The organism is Streptomyces hygroscopicus subsp. hygroscopicus (assembly GCF_001553455.1).
GTDB lineage: Bacteria > Actinomycetota > Actinomycetes > Streptomycetales > Streptomycetaceae > Streptomyces > Streptomyces hygroscopicus.
On the sequence record NZ_BBOX01000113.1, the window covers coordinates 15748 to 28354 of the forward strand.

Here is a 12607-nt window from a genome sequence, read left to right on the forward strand (position 1 = left end):
TGGAAGGACTGGGGCCGAGGACCAACCCGACTGCCCCAGGCCCTCCAACTTCCCACTACGCCCAGGGCACGTACAGAACGGGGCTGTTTGCCGTGCCATGGCCGTAGAGCCGCTCGAGCTCACGATGGCCGCGACCGTAGTGGTACGCCAGCCAACCTTCGGGTCACCGGGGTGGTTCACGCAGGTTGCCGCTGCGGTCGACGACCGAAGCGGTGGCGCGCACTTGGACTGGCGTGAGGTCGGGTCGGGCAGGCGAGGTGGGCGCGGATGTTCCTCAACCCCCGGCGGACCCGGGCCGGGGTGAGTCGGCCGGAGCTCGTGGGCTTCTCCCAAGGGCCGACGGATGTCCGCGGCGAGGGGCCGGGCGAGCCGGAGCTGGGTGTGGGCGACGATCAGAATCCAGGTCCAGCGGTCTGCCGCCTCGGGAGTACGAAGTTCCGGGGTGGTCCAGCCGAGGGTCTGCTTCGCGAAGCGGAAGGTGTGCTCCAGACCGAAGCGACGCAGAAATGCCGGCCAGAAGCGGTCCGCGTCGTCCGGGGTGGCGCCGGTCTTGGAGGACCATAACCACACTGGCGGGGCATCCCGTTCCTTCGACAGATGCTCGGCCTTCCGTCGCATCAACCTCCCTTCGGCCAGCGGAAGTTCACCGTCGTGGTCGAGCCAGGAGGAGCCGTGGGTGAGCTGTGGGTGGACCCGGTCCCATGCCTGGGTTCCGGCCTTGCCCTAGTTGGTCGTGTCCGTGACCGTGGTGATCGCAGGCTCGGGCCAGGTCTCCGGTTTGGTGAACCGGAATTCCGGGCCGTGCTCGGGCGGCCGGCCGTGGACGCCGTGCATTCTCGGTGGTTTCGGCAGCCGCATCACACGGCCGGAGCGGACCCGGCCGACCAGTTCGGCCGGCAGGTCGCGCAGGACCCAGGCCAGGCGGGTGACGTCGTAGCCGGCATCGCTGACGATCACGATATGCGGGTCCCCGTCCTGCCATTGACCAGCGGCGATGAGCCGCTCGACGACACCCCGCGACTGGGCGGCGGTGATCGCAGTTGCGTCGTCCGCCGGTGCGAACCGGACCGCGTCCAGGATCGCGGTCCGGGATCGCGGTCCAGGACGTGGCGCCCGGCTCCAGCACAGCCACGAAAGAGCAGGGCCGGCCCGGAATGAACTGCGAGGCTGTCTTCGCGCGCCCGTAGACGTGGCACAACAGGCGCTCCGCCGGGCATGGCGCGTGCGGGCGGAGCCGCGGCGGCTCATCGACCGCCAAGACCCCACGCCCGCCGTCGCACCGCGGCAACGACAGCCCGGCCGGCACCGTCCGCAGCCGATCGACGTCGAGCCGGCCGTGGCTCGAGCCGCCGTACATCGCTTCTGGGTCCCCGTCGATGCCCGGGCAGCAGCGTGAGGTCCACCCGGCGACCTCACCGCACGCCGTCCGCACCCGGCACCGCGTCCGCCAGCTCGAACAATTCGTCACGCCGAGCGGTCGGACCCTCGTGGAACCCGCCGGCGGAAGCGTGACGCTTCCGCCGGCACTTCCCTCCGGACAGCATCAGCCAGCGGGCAGACTCGCCCTCGCGGCCTTCGCCGTGATCACGTGCATGCACCGTGGCCGGAGCACGTGATCAGACGAAGGCCGCCGCCGCGTCCGGCGAACCCCCAGGTGAGCGGCTCAGTCCGAGACACCGTCCGGGGCGGGAAGAAGGAGAACAAGCTCATCGGGCGTCAGGCTCGGGGAGACCGGTGATCCGGATGCCGGCGTGGGTCTTGTAACGCCTGTTGATCCCGATCAGCAGCGCGGTGATCCGCTCGCAGACACCGCTCATGTCCAGCAGGCCGCAGTCGACGGTGCGCAGCCCGGGGATACGGCCGATGAGATCCGCGGCCAGGACCTTGTCGGCCGTGTGATCGCCGCAGAGCAATACGTCCTCCTCCAGCCGGAGCCCGATGTCCTGCAAGGTGGCGGCGCTGACCGTCTGCAGAGCCGAGACCACGCTTGTGCCATCCGGCAGCAGGGCCTGGGCCTGTTCGGCGGCGGAACCGGCCCAGGGGACGATGGGACGCAGGCCGCGGGGGCCGACGGGCAGAAGGGGCGCGGTCGTGTCGATGACCAGTTGTCCGGGCTGGATGGCCTTCGCAAGGGAGCGCATCGTCTCGACGTGTGCGCTGAAGGGCACGGCGACGACCACCGCCGCCGCACCTTCGATCATGGTGGTGTTGTCCCCGCCGACCGCTCCGGGGAGCTTGCCGGCGCAGGCCTGCGCCGCTTCTGGACGCCGGGATCCGATACGGACGTGGACGCCGCTGTGGGCCCACCGGGTGGCGAGCCCCAGACCGAGGGCGCCGGTGCCGCCGACGATGGCGACGGTGTTCTCGTGGTGCGTTGTTGTGGCGGGGAGCGGGCCCGGCGAGGTGACTGTCATGGGTGATCGCCTTCGGTCGGCTGGTTTCGGGGAGAAGACATGCAGGTCATTCGCTGAGGGGGTGGCTCTGTGCGTTGCGTGCGGGGCCGATCCACACGCTCTTGACGTTGGTGAACTGACGGAGTCCGAAGGCGCCCAGCTCGCGTCCGTAGCCGCTGCGCTTGATGCCGCCGAACGGCAGCCGCGGATCGGAGGCGACGATCCCGTTGACGAACACCGCGCCGGCCTCGATACCGGGAATCAGGCGATCGGCGCGCTCGAGGTCGGTTGTCCACAGCGCGGCGCCGAGACCGAATTCGGTGGCGTTGGCGATGTCGACGGCCTGGGCCGGGTCCTTCGCGGAGACCACGGCGGCCACCGGCCCGAACGTCTCTTCCGCTGCGACAGCCATCGCCGGGGTGACCTGGTCGAGGACGGCAGGCATATAGAAGTACCCGGGGCCGTCGGGGACCGTGCCGCCGGTGACGACGCGGGCGCCCGCCGCGGTGCTGCGCTCGACCTGGTCGACGAGGTCGGAGCGAAGACCGGACCGGGCGAGCGGGCCGATCGTTACGTCTCGGCGGAACGGGTCGCCCACGGTCAGGGCAGCGACACCGGCGGCAAACGCGTCGGTGAATTCCTCGACGACCGTTTCCTCGACGATGAACCGTTTGGCGGAGATGCAGCTCTGCCCCGTGTTGTGCATGCGTGCGCTGACCGCCGCCGCGGCGGCGGCCGGGACGTCCGCGTCGGCGAGGACGATGAAGGGGTCCGAGCCGCCGAGTTCGAGGACCTGTGGCTTGAGGTGGTGCGCGGCCATGGCAGCGACGGCAGAGCCCACTTCGGTCGATCCGGTGAGGGTCACGGCGTGGATGCGGGGATCGGCTATGAGGTCCGGCACCGCGTCGGGGCCGACGAGCAGCGTGGTGAACAGACCGGGCGGGCAGCCGGCCCGGTCCCAGATGTCGGCGATGGCCAGGGCACAGCGCGGCACGTTCGAGGCGTGCTTGAGCACGGCGCCATTGCCGGCCAGCAGCGCGGGCGGCGCGAAGCGGAACACCTGCCAGAGCGGATAGTTCCAGGGCATGACCGCCAGGACGAGGCCCAGCGGGTCGAAGGCGACGTGGCTGCGAGTGGCCCCGGTTGCCACCGGCTGGTGCATCAGTAGTTCCGGTCCCTGCGTCGCGTAGTACTCGCAGCACCAGGCGGACTTGTCGACCTCGGCTTCCGCTTCGGCGATGGGCTTGCCCATCTCCTCGGTGATGAGGGCGGCGAGCCGGTCCCGTTCGGCACGCAGCAGCGCGGCGGCCCGCTTGAGGTGCTCGGCCCGCTCCAGCACGGGAACCGTCCGCCATTTTCTGGCGGCGAGGGACGCCCGCTCGACTGCCGCGTCGACAGCTGTCGGCGCGTGGGGGGTGAACTGGGCGATGACTTCCTCGGTGGCCGGGTTGACGGAGTTGATCTGGTGAACGGCCATGGCCGGTCTCACTCCTTGAGGGTTGAGGTGATGGTCCGCACAGGGCGGGCATGTCCGCCGGCCGGCGTCTTCGGGACGCTCCTCGCGTGGCCGGGTCTCCACGCAGGGCGGGCATGCCCGCCGGCCGGCGTCTTCGGCACGCTCCTCGCGTGGCCGGGTCTCCACGCAGAGCGGGCATGCCCACCGGCCGGCGTCTTCGGCACGCTCCTCGCGTGGCCGGGTCTCCACGCAGAGCGGGCATGCCCACCGGCCGGCGTCTTCGGGGCGCTCCTCGCGTGGCCGGGTCAGGCGACGGAAGTGCGGCCGACCAGCTCCGGATCGGGACCGCTCCACAGCACGTCGTCGCCAGCGACCCGCTCGTGCGCGGCGGGCGAGCGGAGCGCTTCGAGGACTTCGCCGGCAACCCGCTCGTACCAGCGCGCCACTTCGGCGGGATAGTCGGCGTAGCTGCCGTTTTCCCGCAGCACGGGCCCCTCGACGGTCGGGATGTCCGTGACGCCGTCGTAGGTGACGGTGTAGGGCTTGCCCAGACGGGCCGCTGTGGGCGCGTCGATGGTCGCGTCCAGCTTGATCCACCGGCCGTTGAGGAAGGCTTCGCCGAGCGAGTGCCAGGGCAGCGGCCGTCCGGCCGGCCCTCCCCACAGAGTGCGGACCTCCGGTGAGAGGAATTCCATCTCCGGGGCGTGGAGCGCCTGGAACGCGACGCGGGCAGGGATACCGGCGGCCCTGCACAGGGCGACGAACGAACTCGCCTTGCCCATGCAGAAGGCGACGCCGTGGGCGAGGACGTCGCTGGCCGCCGATTCGCCCTCGGCGAGATAGCGGAACGAGGCGAGGATGTCGTAGGGCAGGTCGCGGACGTAGTGGTAGATGCGGCCCAGCCGTTCGCTGTCGGTGGTGGCACCGTCGGTCAGCTCTCGTGCGGTGGATACCACGAGCGGGTGGTCGGAGTCGATGTAGGCGGTCGGCCTCAGGTACGCCTCGTCGATGGTGGTGAGCTCGTTGTGTGCGGTCGTCTCGGAGGTCACAAAGTAGCCCTTCGTTGAGTCGTTGGCGTCGTGGTCGCGCGGCTGGGTCAGGCGGGTTGCGCGTGCCGTGCGGGCTTGATGTGGGGCAGGATCTGCTCCCCGACGACGTCGAGATAGGTCGAGTCCGCGACGTCCGGGATGGTGAACAGGAAGTGGTCGATGCCGGCATCCTGGTAGGCGCGGATGCGCTCGACACAGGCTTCCGGCGTCCCGGTGATCAGCCCGGTGTCGGGAATCGACTGGAAGCGGGTACGCAGCTCGTCCCGCTGTGCCGAGGAGTCGGTCGGCGCGAGCAGGGTGGTGATCGACAGGCGCAGGGTCGCCGGGTCGCGGCCGATCGCCTCGCACTCACGGTCCAGCAACGCCCGGCGCTCCGCGCACTTCTCGGCGGGCCACCACCGGACGTTGATGCCATTGGCGTGCCGGGCGGCGATGCGGTGGACCCGCAGCCCCTCGCCGCCCACCCACAGGGGCGGATGCGGCTGCTGGAGCGGGGGCGGATCGCAGACCGCCCCGTCGATGCGGTAGAAGTCGCCGTGGAAGGACGGGTGCGGGTCGGTCCACACCTGGCGCATCACCTGGAGCGACTCGCCGAGCGCGGTGACCCGGTCCCCGGTCGGGGGGAACGGGATGCCGTATGCCTCGTACTCCTGCTGGAACCAGCCCGCTCCCATGCCCAGGTCCAGTCGGCCGCCGGAGATGACATCGAGGGTGGCGGCCATCTTCGCGAGCACGGCGGGGTAGCGGTAGGAGTTGCACAGCACACTGGTGCCCAGGCGCACGGTGGTGGTGTCGCGGGACAGGGCCGACAGCGCGGTCCAGCATTCGAGCAGCGGGACCGACGACGAGCGGCTCTGCTGGGCATCGCCGTCGCTCTCGGGTCCGGCGGTGATGCCCGCGTCCCGGACGTAGTCGTCGGGGCTGAGGGTCAGGAAGTGGTCACACAGCCACACGGAGTCGAATCCGTAGGACTCGGCGGCCTGCGCGGCGCGGACCATGTCGGGATAGTTGCCCACGGCGAGGCCGCGGATGGTCAGGGCCAGGATCAACCCGATGTGCGGCCCGGGCTCGTGGGCGGGACCCGCGCCGGAGGTATCGTCGTCGTTCATGGACGTCGCCTTTCTGTCATATCGGTCATGCCGACCGGGGCACCGGAGACGGTGCGGGGAAGGGTTACGGTGAATCCGTAGCGTTCCGGGCGGTAGTGGAAGATCACGACTTCCAGTGGACGGTCGTCGTGGCCGAAGCTGACCCGCTCCAGGACGAGCACGGGTGCGGACTCGTCGATCTCCAGCGCCGCGGCGACGTCCGGAGAAGCCGCGGCCGCGTGGATCTGGTGCCGGGCCTGCGCGATCCGCACCCCCAGGCGCTGCTCCCACATCGTGTACGTGGTTTCGGTGGCGGGCTCGCCGCAGCGCAGCGGCCCGGCCGCCTCCAGCACCCGCGCCGGAAGATGGATCGTGACGAGCGCGACCGGCTTCTCCCCGTCCCCGTACCGGCGCCGGATCGTCAGTACCTCGGACTCCCCGAGGACCTGCGCGACGTGGGGCGCAGCGGGTTCGACGCCGAAGCCCAGGACATCGATGTGCGGTGTGACGCCCTGTTCGAGCAGGACCTCGGTGATGGTGCGCACGCCGGAGGACAGCTCCTGGTCCACCGGTTCGGAGACGAAGGTGCCCAGTCCTTGCTTGCGTACCACCCAGCCCTGGGACTCCAGTGCGCCCACGGCGGCACGGACCGTGATGCGGCTCAGACCGGTCTCAGCCATCAGCTCCCGTTCCGTGGGCAGCCGCGTTCCCGGCGGCAGCTGCTGCTTGAGGATCAGTGCCTTGATCTGCTCCGCCAGCTGCGTCGTCGCCGGTGTCCGGCCCCGTTCGATCCGGAATCCGGCGGCCGACAGGTCGAAGCGGGGCTCGTTCCCCATGTCAGATGTCATAAGTCGTATTGAACCCGGCAGCAGGCCCGGACGCGTAACAACCCCTTCGGGTGTCACGGTCGGCGGGGGCACCGAACCCTTGACGCGTTCCATAAGACGTTTTATAACGTCTTACATCTGGTGGGCGCAAGTAGCCCCGCCGCCAAGCAAAGGAGTCCCCCGTGCCGGACCAGAACCACGTGACCGTGATCGCCCGCTTCACCCCGGCCGCAGACCGCGCTCCGCAGCTGCGGGCCCTGCTCGAGGGAATGATCGCCCCGACCCGCTCCGAGCCGGGATGCCGCTCCTACGACCTCTACACCACCGAGACGGAGGCCCCGGACTTCGTCCTCCTGGAGCGCTACCAGGACTCCGCAGCCCTGGAGGCGCACCGCACGACGGCCCACTACAAGGCGTACCGCGCCCAGCTGTCCGACCTCCTCGCCCAACCCGTCGAGGTTTCCGTCCTCAGGCCGGTCAACGTCATCGGCTGACAACGGGCACGTCACGCGTCGCGCGACCGCTCAAAGGAGAGCACCATGTCCGACCTGCAAAACGACGTGTCGCCCCCCAGAACTCCCGCCCCGTCCCCAGCCGTGCGCCACATCGACAAAGGCAGCCGCCGCGCACTGTTCGCGTCCTGGCTGGGATGGACCTTCGACGGATTCGAGACCTACGCCCTCGTCCTCGTCGGCCCCACGGCCGTCATGGCGGTGGGCACCGAAGCACAGCTGGCAGACCTTCCCACCTACATCAGCGGCCTGCTCGCAGCCACCCTCGCCGGCTGGGCGCTCGGCGGGATCCTCGCCGGCTTCGCGGCCGACCGGCTCGGCCGCCGCCGCACCCTCATCCTCTCCATCCTCTGGTACGCCCTCTTCACCGGTCTGACCGCACTCGCACCCGACTACTGGTGGCTGCTCACCCTGCGCTTCATCACCGGCATGGGACTGGGAGCGGAGTGGGGCAGTGCCACCGCCCTGATCGGCGAACTCTGGCCGGACCGTTCACGCGGACGAGCCGCCGCAGTACTTCAGTCGGGCTTCGGCGTCGGCGCAGTCATCGCCGCGCTGGCCTGGTACCTGCTGGAGCCCGTGGGCGACAACGCCTGGCGCTACCTCTTCCTGATCGGCACCCTCCCCGCACTCATCGTCCTCTACGTACGGCGGGCCGTCCGCGACCCGGAGATGTGGACCTCGGTCCGCGACCGGCGGCGCAAGGCCAAAGCCGCCCAAGAAGCCGGCAGCGCCGTCGCAGCCGCAGACAGGGAACTCCTGCGCTCCCCCTTCATCGCCGTCTTCAGCCACGCCCACCTACGCCGTCGCGGGCTGCGGCTGCTCGTGCTGACTGTCGTGTCGGTCATCGGCCTGTACGCCGTGTCGGCCTGGATCCCCGCATACACCGCCCAACTCGCCATGGACACCGGCGAGACGGGCACCCGATGGGGTGCCAACGCCGGCCTGGTGTTCAACGGCGCCTCCGTACCCGGCTACCTCCTGCTCGGTTACCTGGCCGACCGCTGGGGCCGAAAACCCACCATGCTCCTCTACTACTCCGTATCCGCGGCCGTCGTCCCGGTCTTCTTCTTCGCCGTCCACACCCCGCAGGCGGCACTGGCCGTGGCAGCCGTGGCCGGGTTCTTCATCCTGGGCCAGTTCGCCTGGATGCCCATCTACATGCCCGAGCTGTTCCCCACCTCGGGTCGCGCCACAGCGATCTCCACGGTGTTCAACTCCGCACGCATCGCAGGCGCACTGGTCACCCTCGGCACCGGAATGCTCATCAGCCTGCTCGGCGGGATCACTGCCGCCGCCACGGTCGTCGGAGTGGTGATGTACCTCATCGCCATCGCCACCGTCTGGTTCGTCGGGCCGGAGACCAAGGGACAACCCCTCCCCCGGTGAGCCGCTTCCAGGTCCCCACCGGCCACGACCGCACAACGGCAGCCGGTGGGACCACCTGGCGAAAGCGCGCCGACGCGGCGACCGGGCCCAGGCTCGCAAGCTGCGTCAGCGGATGGTCAGCCGGCCGAGCCCGGATCCCGGCGATCCGGCATATCGCAGGCTGCGTTACATACGCTACGCGGACGACCACCTCCTGGGTTTCACGGGACCGAAAGCCGAGGCCGAGCAGATCAAACAACGCCTGACTCAGTTCCTGCGCGATGAACTCAAGCTGGAACTGTCCCAGGAAAAGACACTGATCACACATGCCCGCACCGGGGCACCGAGGTTTCTCGGTTACGAGATCACGACTCAGCACAACGCCACGAAGAAAACTGCCCAGAACCGGAACCCGGAACCCGGAACCCGACAATCCGGCCAAGGAGACCTGCTCGACCCCTCACCGAAATGCGACACAGCCCTCAGCCGCGTGCGATGTCCGCGTTCTGGATCAGGGCGCGGAATCCGGTCAGCAATGCGTTGAGGCCGACTTCGAACTCGTCGTCGCTGGTGACCTCCGCGAGGGTGTCGGCGTGCTGGACGAGCAGGGGGAGGGCTGCGGGGTCCCGGGAGCGGTACAGCAGGCGTAGGTGCCGGCTCTCTTCGGGATCCGATCTGTCCAGGCCGAGGTTGAGGTGCACCGAGCCGAGGATGAAGGTGGCCAGTGACGACGCGGCGGCGGATGCGAGGCGGGGGCTGAGGCCGGCGCCGATGAAGAGTTCGAGGGAGTACTGCATCCCGGCCAGCGAGTTGGGGCCGAGCCGCTCGGTGCCGCGGAGGAGTGAGGCCACGCCGGGGTGCCGGCGCAGGTGCTCGCGGAACAGGCGTGCGGACCACGCCGCCTTCTCGACCCAGTCCGCCTCGTCGGGCGAAACCGAACTCGCCACGCTGAGTGCTCGATCGACCAGCAGGGTCACCAGTTCCTCACGGTTGCGCACGTGACGGTAGAGGGACGCCTGCGTGCAGCCGAGGGTCTCGGCGATGTTGCGCATCGTCAGCGCGGTCGCCCCACGTGTGTCGAGCAGGGCCATGGCCGCGTCGAGGACGGCATCGAGGGTCAGTGATCTGCGCCGCCGCTGCCGCGCGGGTTCGCTCTCCCGGGCAAGCCACCAGGCCGCCGTGCCCGGTCTCGGTTCCGCCCGTTGGTTCGTGCGCGGGCCCTCCGGCGGCAGCTTGCCTGTCGTGGCTGTCCTCGTGAGTTCATGCATCGGGCAAGGATAGACATGGGGCGAACACCTATCACTTAACATAAGTTAACAACGTTCGCTTAGTGGTGTTGAAGGGACCCCCATGCGCGCAGTACGCAACACCGATCAGGGCATCCTCGTGGCCGAGGCCGCCGAACCGGAAGCGAACGGTGTACGTCTCGCCGTCGCCTCGGCGGGCATCTGCGGGACCGACGTGAACTTCGCGGCCGGTGGCGTTCAGGGCTACACCTATGGTCACGAGTTCGCCGGTACCGCCGCCGACGGCCGCTGTTACGCCGTCGAGCCCACGGTCCACTGCGGAGAGTGCGCCCAGTGTCGCCTCGGCCATGTCCAGCGGTGCAGCGCCCCGGAGCACGGAACTCTCGGCATATTCCGGGACGGCGGCATGTGCGACGCCGTGACGGTTCCCCAGAACATGCTCGTCCCGCTTCCGTCCGGCCTGGACGTACGTGACGCCTGCCTCGTGGAGCCCGCGTCAGTCGCCTGGCACGGCGTCCGCAGCGCGGCGCTCGTCTCAGGGGAGCGGGTGGCAGTCGTCGGCGGCGGCAGTATCGGGCTGCTGGCCGCCGCCGCGGCCCGGCAAAAGGGCTTCGACGTCGATATCGAGGTGCGCCACAAGCACCAGAGGATCGCGGCGGAACGCCTCGAAGTCGGCTCGGCGGAAGGCGTCTACGACGTCGTGATCGACGCCGCGGGCAGCGAGGCCGGTCTCGCCCGGTGCGCCGAGCTGGCCCGCCCCGGTGGCCGCGTCGTACCCGCGCGCCCTCGGCGGCGCTGCGCGGCCCGGAACGGCCGTTGAGGTCGGTGGCGATGTATCCCGGCGTGGCGGCGTTGATCCTCAGATGCCGCCACTCGGGACGCCGGGCGAAGGCCAGCGCGTACTGAAGGGTGATCATGTTGACGGCCGCCTTCGACGATGCGTACGCCAAGGTGTAGTCGGCCGCCAGCGGTGAGCCCCGCCGCGCGACTGGGCTCACCACGCGAAGAGCGACTGGCTTTGTGTCATCGACTGGAGAATGTGCGCACCACCCGTTCCGTCAGGTGCGGGATGATCTGCTCCGTTGCGATGGTGGCGAAGTGCGGGGACGCGCGGTGTGCCGCGAAGGCCTCGTCGTCCGTGTACCGCTCGAGCACGACGACGTGAAGTGGGTCTTCGACGTCACGGAAGAACTCGTAGGACAGGTTGCCCGGCTCCTGACGGCTGTCTGCCGCGAGGTGGGCGAGTGCCTCGAGCACGGTCTGTTCGGCGCCGCTTTCGATCTGGTAGTCGGCGATGATTTGCAGGTAGGTGTGTGACACGGCTCGAGTCTTTCTGTGTCGTCTCAGGCGGCGTTCCGGGAGCGTGCCAGCTCCTGCAACGCCGGGAGCAGGTACTGCTTGCACAGTGAGTAGTTCTCCGACACGGGGAAGTGGCCGATACCGGGCATGCGGCCGCCTCGTGCTCCCGGGATGCGGGCAAGCGTTGCTTCGGTCTCCTCCGAGCTGCACGCGTAGTCGTACTCGCCGGTGTACAGGTAGACCGGGCAGGTCTCGGTGTCGATCTCGCTCTCGTGCCCGCGCAAGTCGAGTCCGTTGCTGTAGAAGTAGGTGTCACCGCGGTAGATACCAGGGCCGCCCTGGCTGTAGACCCACCAGACCTCTTTGCGGGCGGCGGTGGGGCTGTGCGGTGCCATCAAACCGTAGGTCCAGGACGGCACCACCTGGTTGCTGTTGATGTCGGGGGCCAGGGGCCAGTCCTGGAAGCGGCCCTCCACGGTCGAGGCACCGGAGAAGCCGATGACTCCGCCGAGCTCGGCGCCATGGAGGCGGGCGAGTTCGAGTACCAGGGAGGCGGCCATCGAGCAGCCGACGACGATGGGACGGTCGAGTTCCAGGGCGTGCACGAAGGACATCACGGTGTCGACATAGCGCTCGCTGGTGAGCAGGTACTCCTCCTCCCACCAGCCCTCCGGCGGTAGTGATGTGCCGTGCCAGGGAAGGTCGAAGGCGAGTACGCGGAAGTCGGCGAGGACATCGGCGTCGTTCTGCAGGTGGCGGTACTGACGTGCGTCCGCGCCGGCCGTGTGCAGGCAGACCACAGGTGTACCGGCACCGAGGCGTCTGCGCTGATCGTGCCCGGCCTGGCCGCCCAGCTCGCCGCCGCCCATGCCCAGCGGCAGGCCACCGAGCGCGAGATCGCGGCCCTGCTGGAGGCCCTCCCTCTTTTCCACCTCCTGACGTCACTGCCCGGCCTGGGCGTCAGGACCACGGCCGCCGTGATCGTCGCCATCGGCGACGGCAGCGGTTTCCGCACCGCCGGGCACCTCGCCTCCTACGCCGGACTCGCCCCAGCGACGAAGTCCTCGGGGACATCCATCCGGGGCGAACACGCCCCCCACCGCGGCAACCGCCTGCTCAAACGTGCCCTGTTCCAGGCCGCGTTCGCCGCGATCGGCTGCAAGAGCGACCTGTCCTCGCGGGTCTACTACGACCGCCAGCGATCCCGCGGCAAGACCCACACCCAGGCCATCCTCCGCCTGGCGAGACAACGCGTGAACGTCATCCACGCAATGATCCGCACCGGCACCTTCTACGAACCACGCACCCTCCACCTCGCTGCCTGAACACCCCACCTGCCTCCCCCTCCCGCCCCGTCACACCCGCTCA

General features: G+C 69.5%; 11 protein-coding genes and 3 pseudogenes. 5 read left to right on the forward strand and 9 right to left on the reverse strand.

Going from position 1 to position 12607, the window contains the following annotated elements; all coding sequences use genetic code 11:
* Positions 1-176 precede the first annotated feature (176 nt).
* From AXW62_RS47425 to AXW62_RS12595, 6 genes and pseudogenes are all read right to left on the reverse strand, one after another.
* A pseudogene (locus tag AXW62_RS47425) lies at positions 177-1551 on the reverse strand (transposase).
* Positions 1552-1706: 155 nt separating this feature from the next.
* A complete protein-coding gene (gene npdG, locus AXW62_RS12575) occupies positions 1707-2414 on the reverse strand; it encodes an NADPH-dependent F420 reductase (protein WP_060944587.1) in 708 nt (235 codons plus the stop codon).
* A 46-nt stretch (positions 2415-2460) separates the two neighbouring features.
* Positions 2461-3870 carry an NAD-dependent succinate-semialdehyde dehydrogenase gene (locus AXW62_RS12580; RefSeq protein WP_060944588.1) on the reverse strand — a complete coding sequence of 470 codons (1410 nt, stop codon included), beginning with the start codon at positions 3868-3870 and terminating at the stop codon, positions 2461-2463.
* Between the two features lie 284 nt (positions 3871-4154).
* On the reverse strand, positions 4155-4898 hold the full coding sequence (locus tag AXW62_RS12585) for a transglutaminase-like domain-containing protein (protein ID WP_060944589.1): 744 nt from the start codon (positions 4896-4898) through the stop codon (positions 4155-4157).
* A 47-nt stretch (positions 4899-4945) separates the two neighbouring features.
* A complete protein-coding gene (locus tag AXW62_RS12590) occupies positions 4946-6007 on the reverse strand; it encodes a TIGR03619 family F420-dependent LLM class oxidoreductase (protein ID WP_060944590.1) in 1062 nt (353 codons plus the stop codon).
* Complete coding sequence (locus tag AXW62_RS12595) at positions 6004-6822, reverse strand: Rv0792c family HTH-type transcriptional regulator (RefSeq protein ID WP_102884843.1); 819 nt, start codon at positions 6820-6822, stop codon at positions 6004-6006. The genes AXW62_RS12590 and AXW62_RS12595 overlap by 4 nt, the downstream gene beginning before the upstream one ends.
* A 173-nt stretch (positions 6823-6995) precedes the next feature.
* Between AXW62_RS12595 and AXW62_RS12600 the strand changes: the two genes are divergently transcribed.
* The 3 genes and pseudogenes from AXW62_RS12600 to AXW62_RS46880 all read left to right on the forward strand — a co-directional run.
* Positions 6996-7307, forward strand: a complete 312-nt coding sequence (locus AXW62_RS12600) for a putative quinol monooxygenase (protein ID WP_060944592.1) — start codon at positions 6996-6998, stop codon at positions 7305-7307.
* 45 nt (positions 7308-7352) lie between these two features.
* Positions 7353-8714 carry an MFS transporter gene (locus AXW62_RS12605; protein ID WP_060944593.1) on the forward strand — a complete coding sequence of 454 codons (1362 nt, stop codon included), beginning with the start codon at positions 7353-7355 and terminating at the stop codon, positions 8712-8714.
* 55 nt (positions 8715-8769) lie between these two features.
* A pseudogene (locus tag AXW62_RS46880) lies at positions 8770-9102 on the forward strand (reverse transcriptase domain-containing protein); the annotation flags it as partial.
* 73 nt (positions 9103-9175) lie between these two features.
* On the opposite strand, the gene AXW62_RS12610 reads toward AXW62_RS46880, so the two are convergent.
* On the reverse strand, positions 9176-9961 hold the full coding sequence (locus tag AXW62_RS12610) for a TetR/AcrR family transcriptional regulator (protein WP_252368581.1): 786 nt from the start codon (positions 9959-9961) through the stop codon (positions 9176-9178).
* Between the two features lie 82 nt (positions 9962-10043).
* On the opposite strand from AXW62_RS12610, the gene AXW62_RS12615 reads away from it, so the two are divergent.
* Positions 10044-10760 (forward strand): alcohol dehydrogenase catalytic domain-containing protein, encoded by a 717-nt coding sequence (locus AXW62_RS12615; protein WP_252368582.1) that lies wholly within the window; start codon positions 10044-10046, stop codon positions 10758-10760.
* 203 nt (positions 10761-10963) lie between these two features.
* Here the strand turns inward: AXW62_RS12615 and AXW62_RS12620 are convergent, their stop codons facing one another.
* Both AXW62_RS12620 and AXW62_RS12625 read right to left on the reverse strand, forming a co-directional pair.
* Entirely contained in the window at positions 10964-11260 is a 297-nt protein-coding gene (locus tag AXW62_RS12620) for a putative quinol monooxygenase (RefSeq protein ID WP_060944595.1), read from the reverse strand.
* A 23-nt stretch (positions 11261-11283) separates the two neighbouring features.
* Positions 11284-12108, reverse strand: a complete 825-nt coding sequence (locus AXW62_RS12625; RefSeq protein ID WP_060944598.1) for an alpha/beta fold hydrolase — start codon at positions 12106-12108, stop codon at positions 11284-11286.
* Here AXW62_RS12625 and AXW62_RS12630 point away from each other — a divergent pair.
* A pseudogene (locus AXW62_RS12630) lies at positions 12049-12564 on the forward strand (transposase); the annotation flags it as partial. The gene AXW62_RS12625 and the pseudogene AXW62_RS12630 sit on opposite strands and share 60 nt — an antisense overlap.
* Between the last annotated feature and the right edge of the window lie 43 nt (positions 12565-12607).

Excerpts from the sequence above, each read along its gene's own strand:
- npdG (WP_060944587.1), bottom strand. The coding sequence starts at position 2,414 with ATGACAGTCACCTCGCCGGGCCCGCTCCCCGCCACAACAACGCACCAC.
- AXW62_RS12580 (WP_060944588.1), bottom strand. The coding sequence starts at position 3,870 with ATGGCCGTTCACCAGATCAACTCCGTCAACCCGGCCACCGAGGAAGTC.
- AXW62_RS12590 (WP_060944590.1), bottom strand. The coding sequence starts at position 6,007 with ATGAACGACGACGATACCTCCGGCGCGGGTCCCGCCCACGAGCCCGGG.
- AXW62_RS12595 (WP_102884843.1), bottom strand. The coding sequence starts at position 6,822 with ATGGGGAACGAGCCCCGCTTCGACCTGTCGGCCGCCGGATTCCGGATC.
- AXW62_RS12605 (WP_060944593.1), top strand. The coding sequence starts at position 7,353 with ATGTCCGACCTGCAAAACGACGTGTCGCCCCCCAGAACTCCCGCCCCG.
- AXW62_RS12610 (WP_252368581.1), bottom strand. The coding sequence starts at position 9,961 with ATGCATGAACTCACGAGGACAGCCACGACAGGCAAGCTGCCGCCGGAG.
- AXW62_RS12615 (WP_252368582.1), top strand. The coding sequence starts at position 10,044 with ATGCGCGCAGTACGCAACACCGATCAGGGCATCCTCGTGGCCGAGGCC.
- AXW62_RS12625 (WP_060944598.1), bottom strand. The coding sequence starts at position 12,108 with ATGGGCGGCGGCGAGCTGGGCGGCCAGGCCGGGCACGATCAGCGCAGA.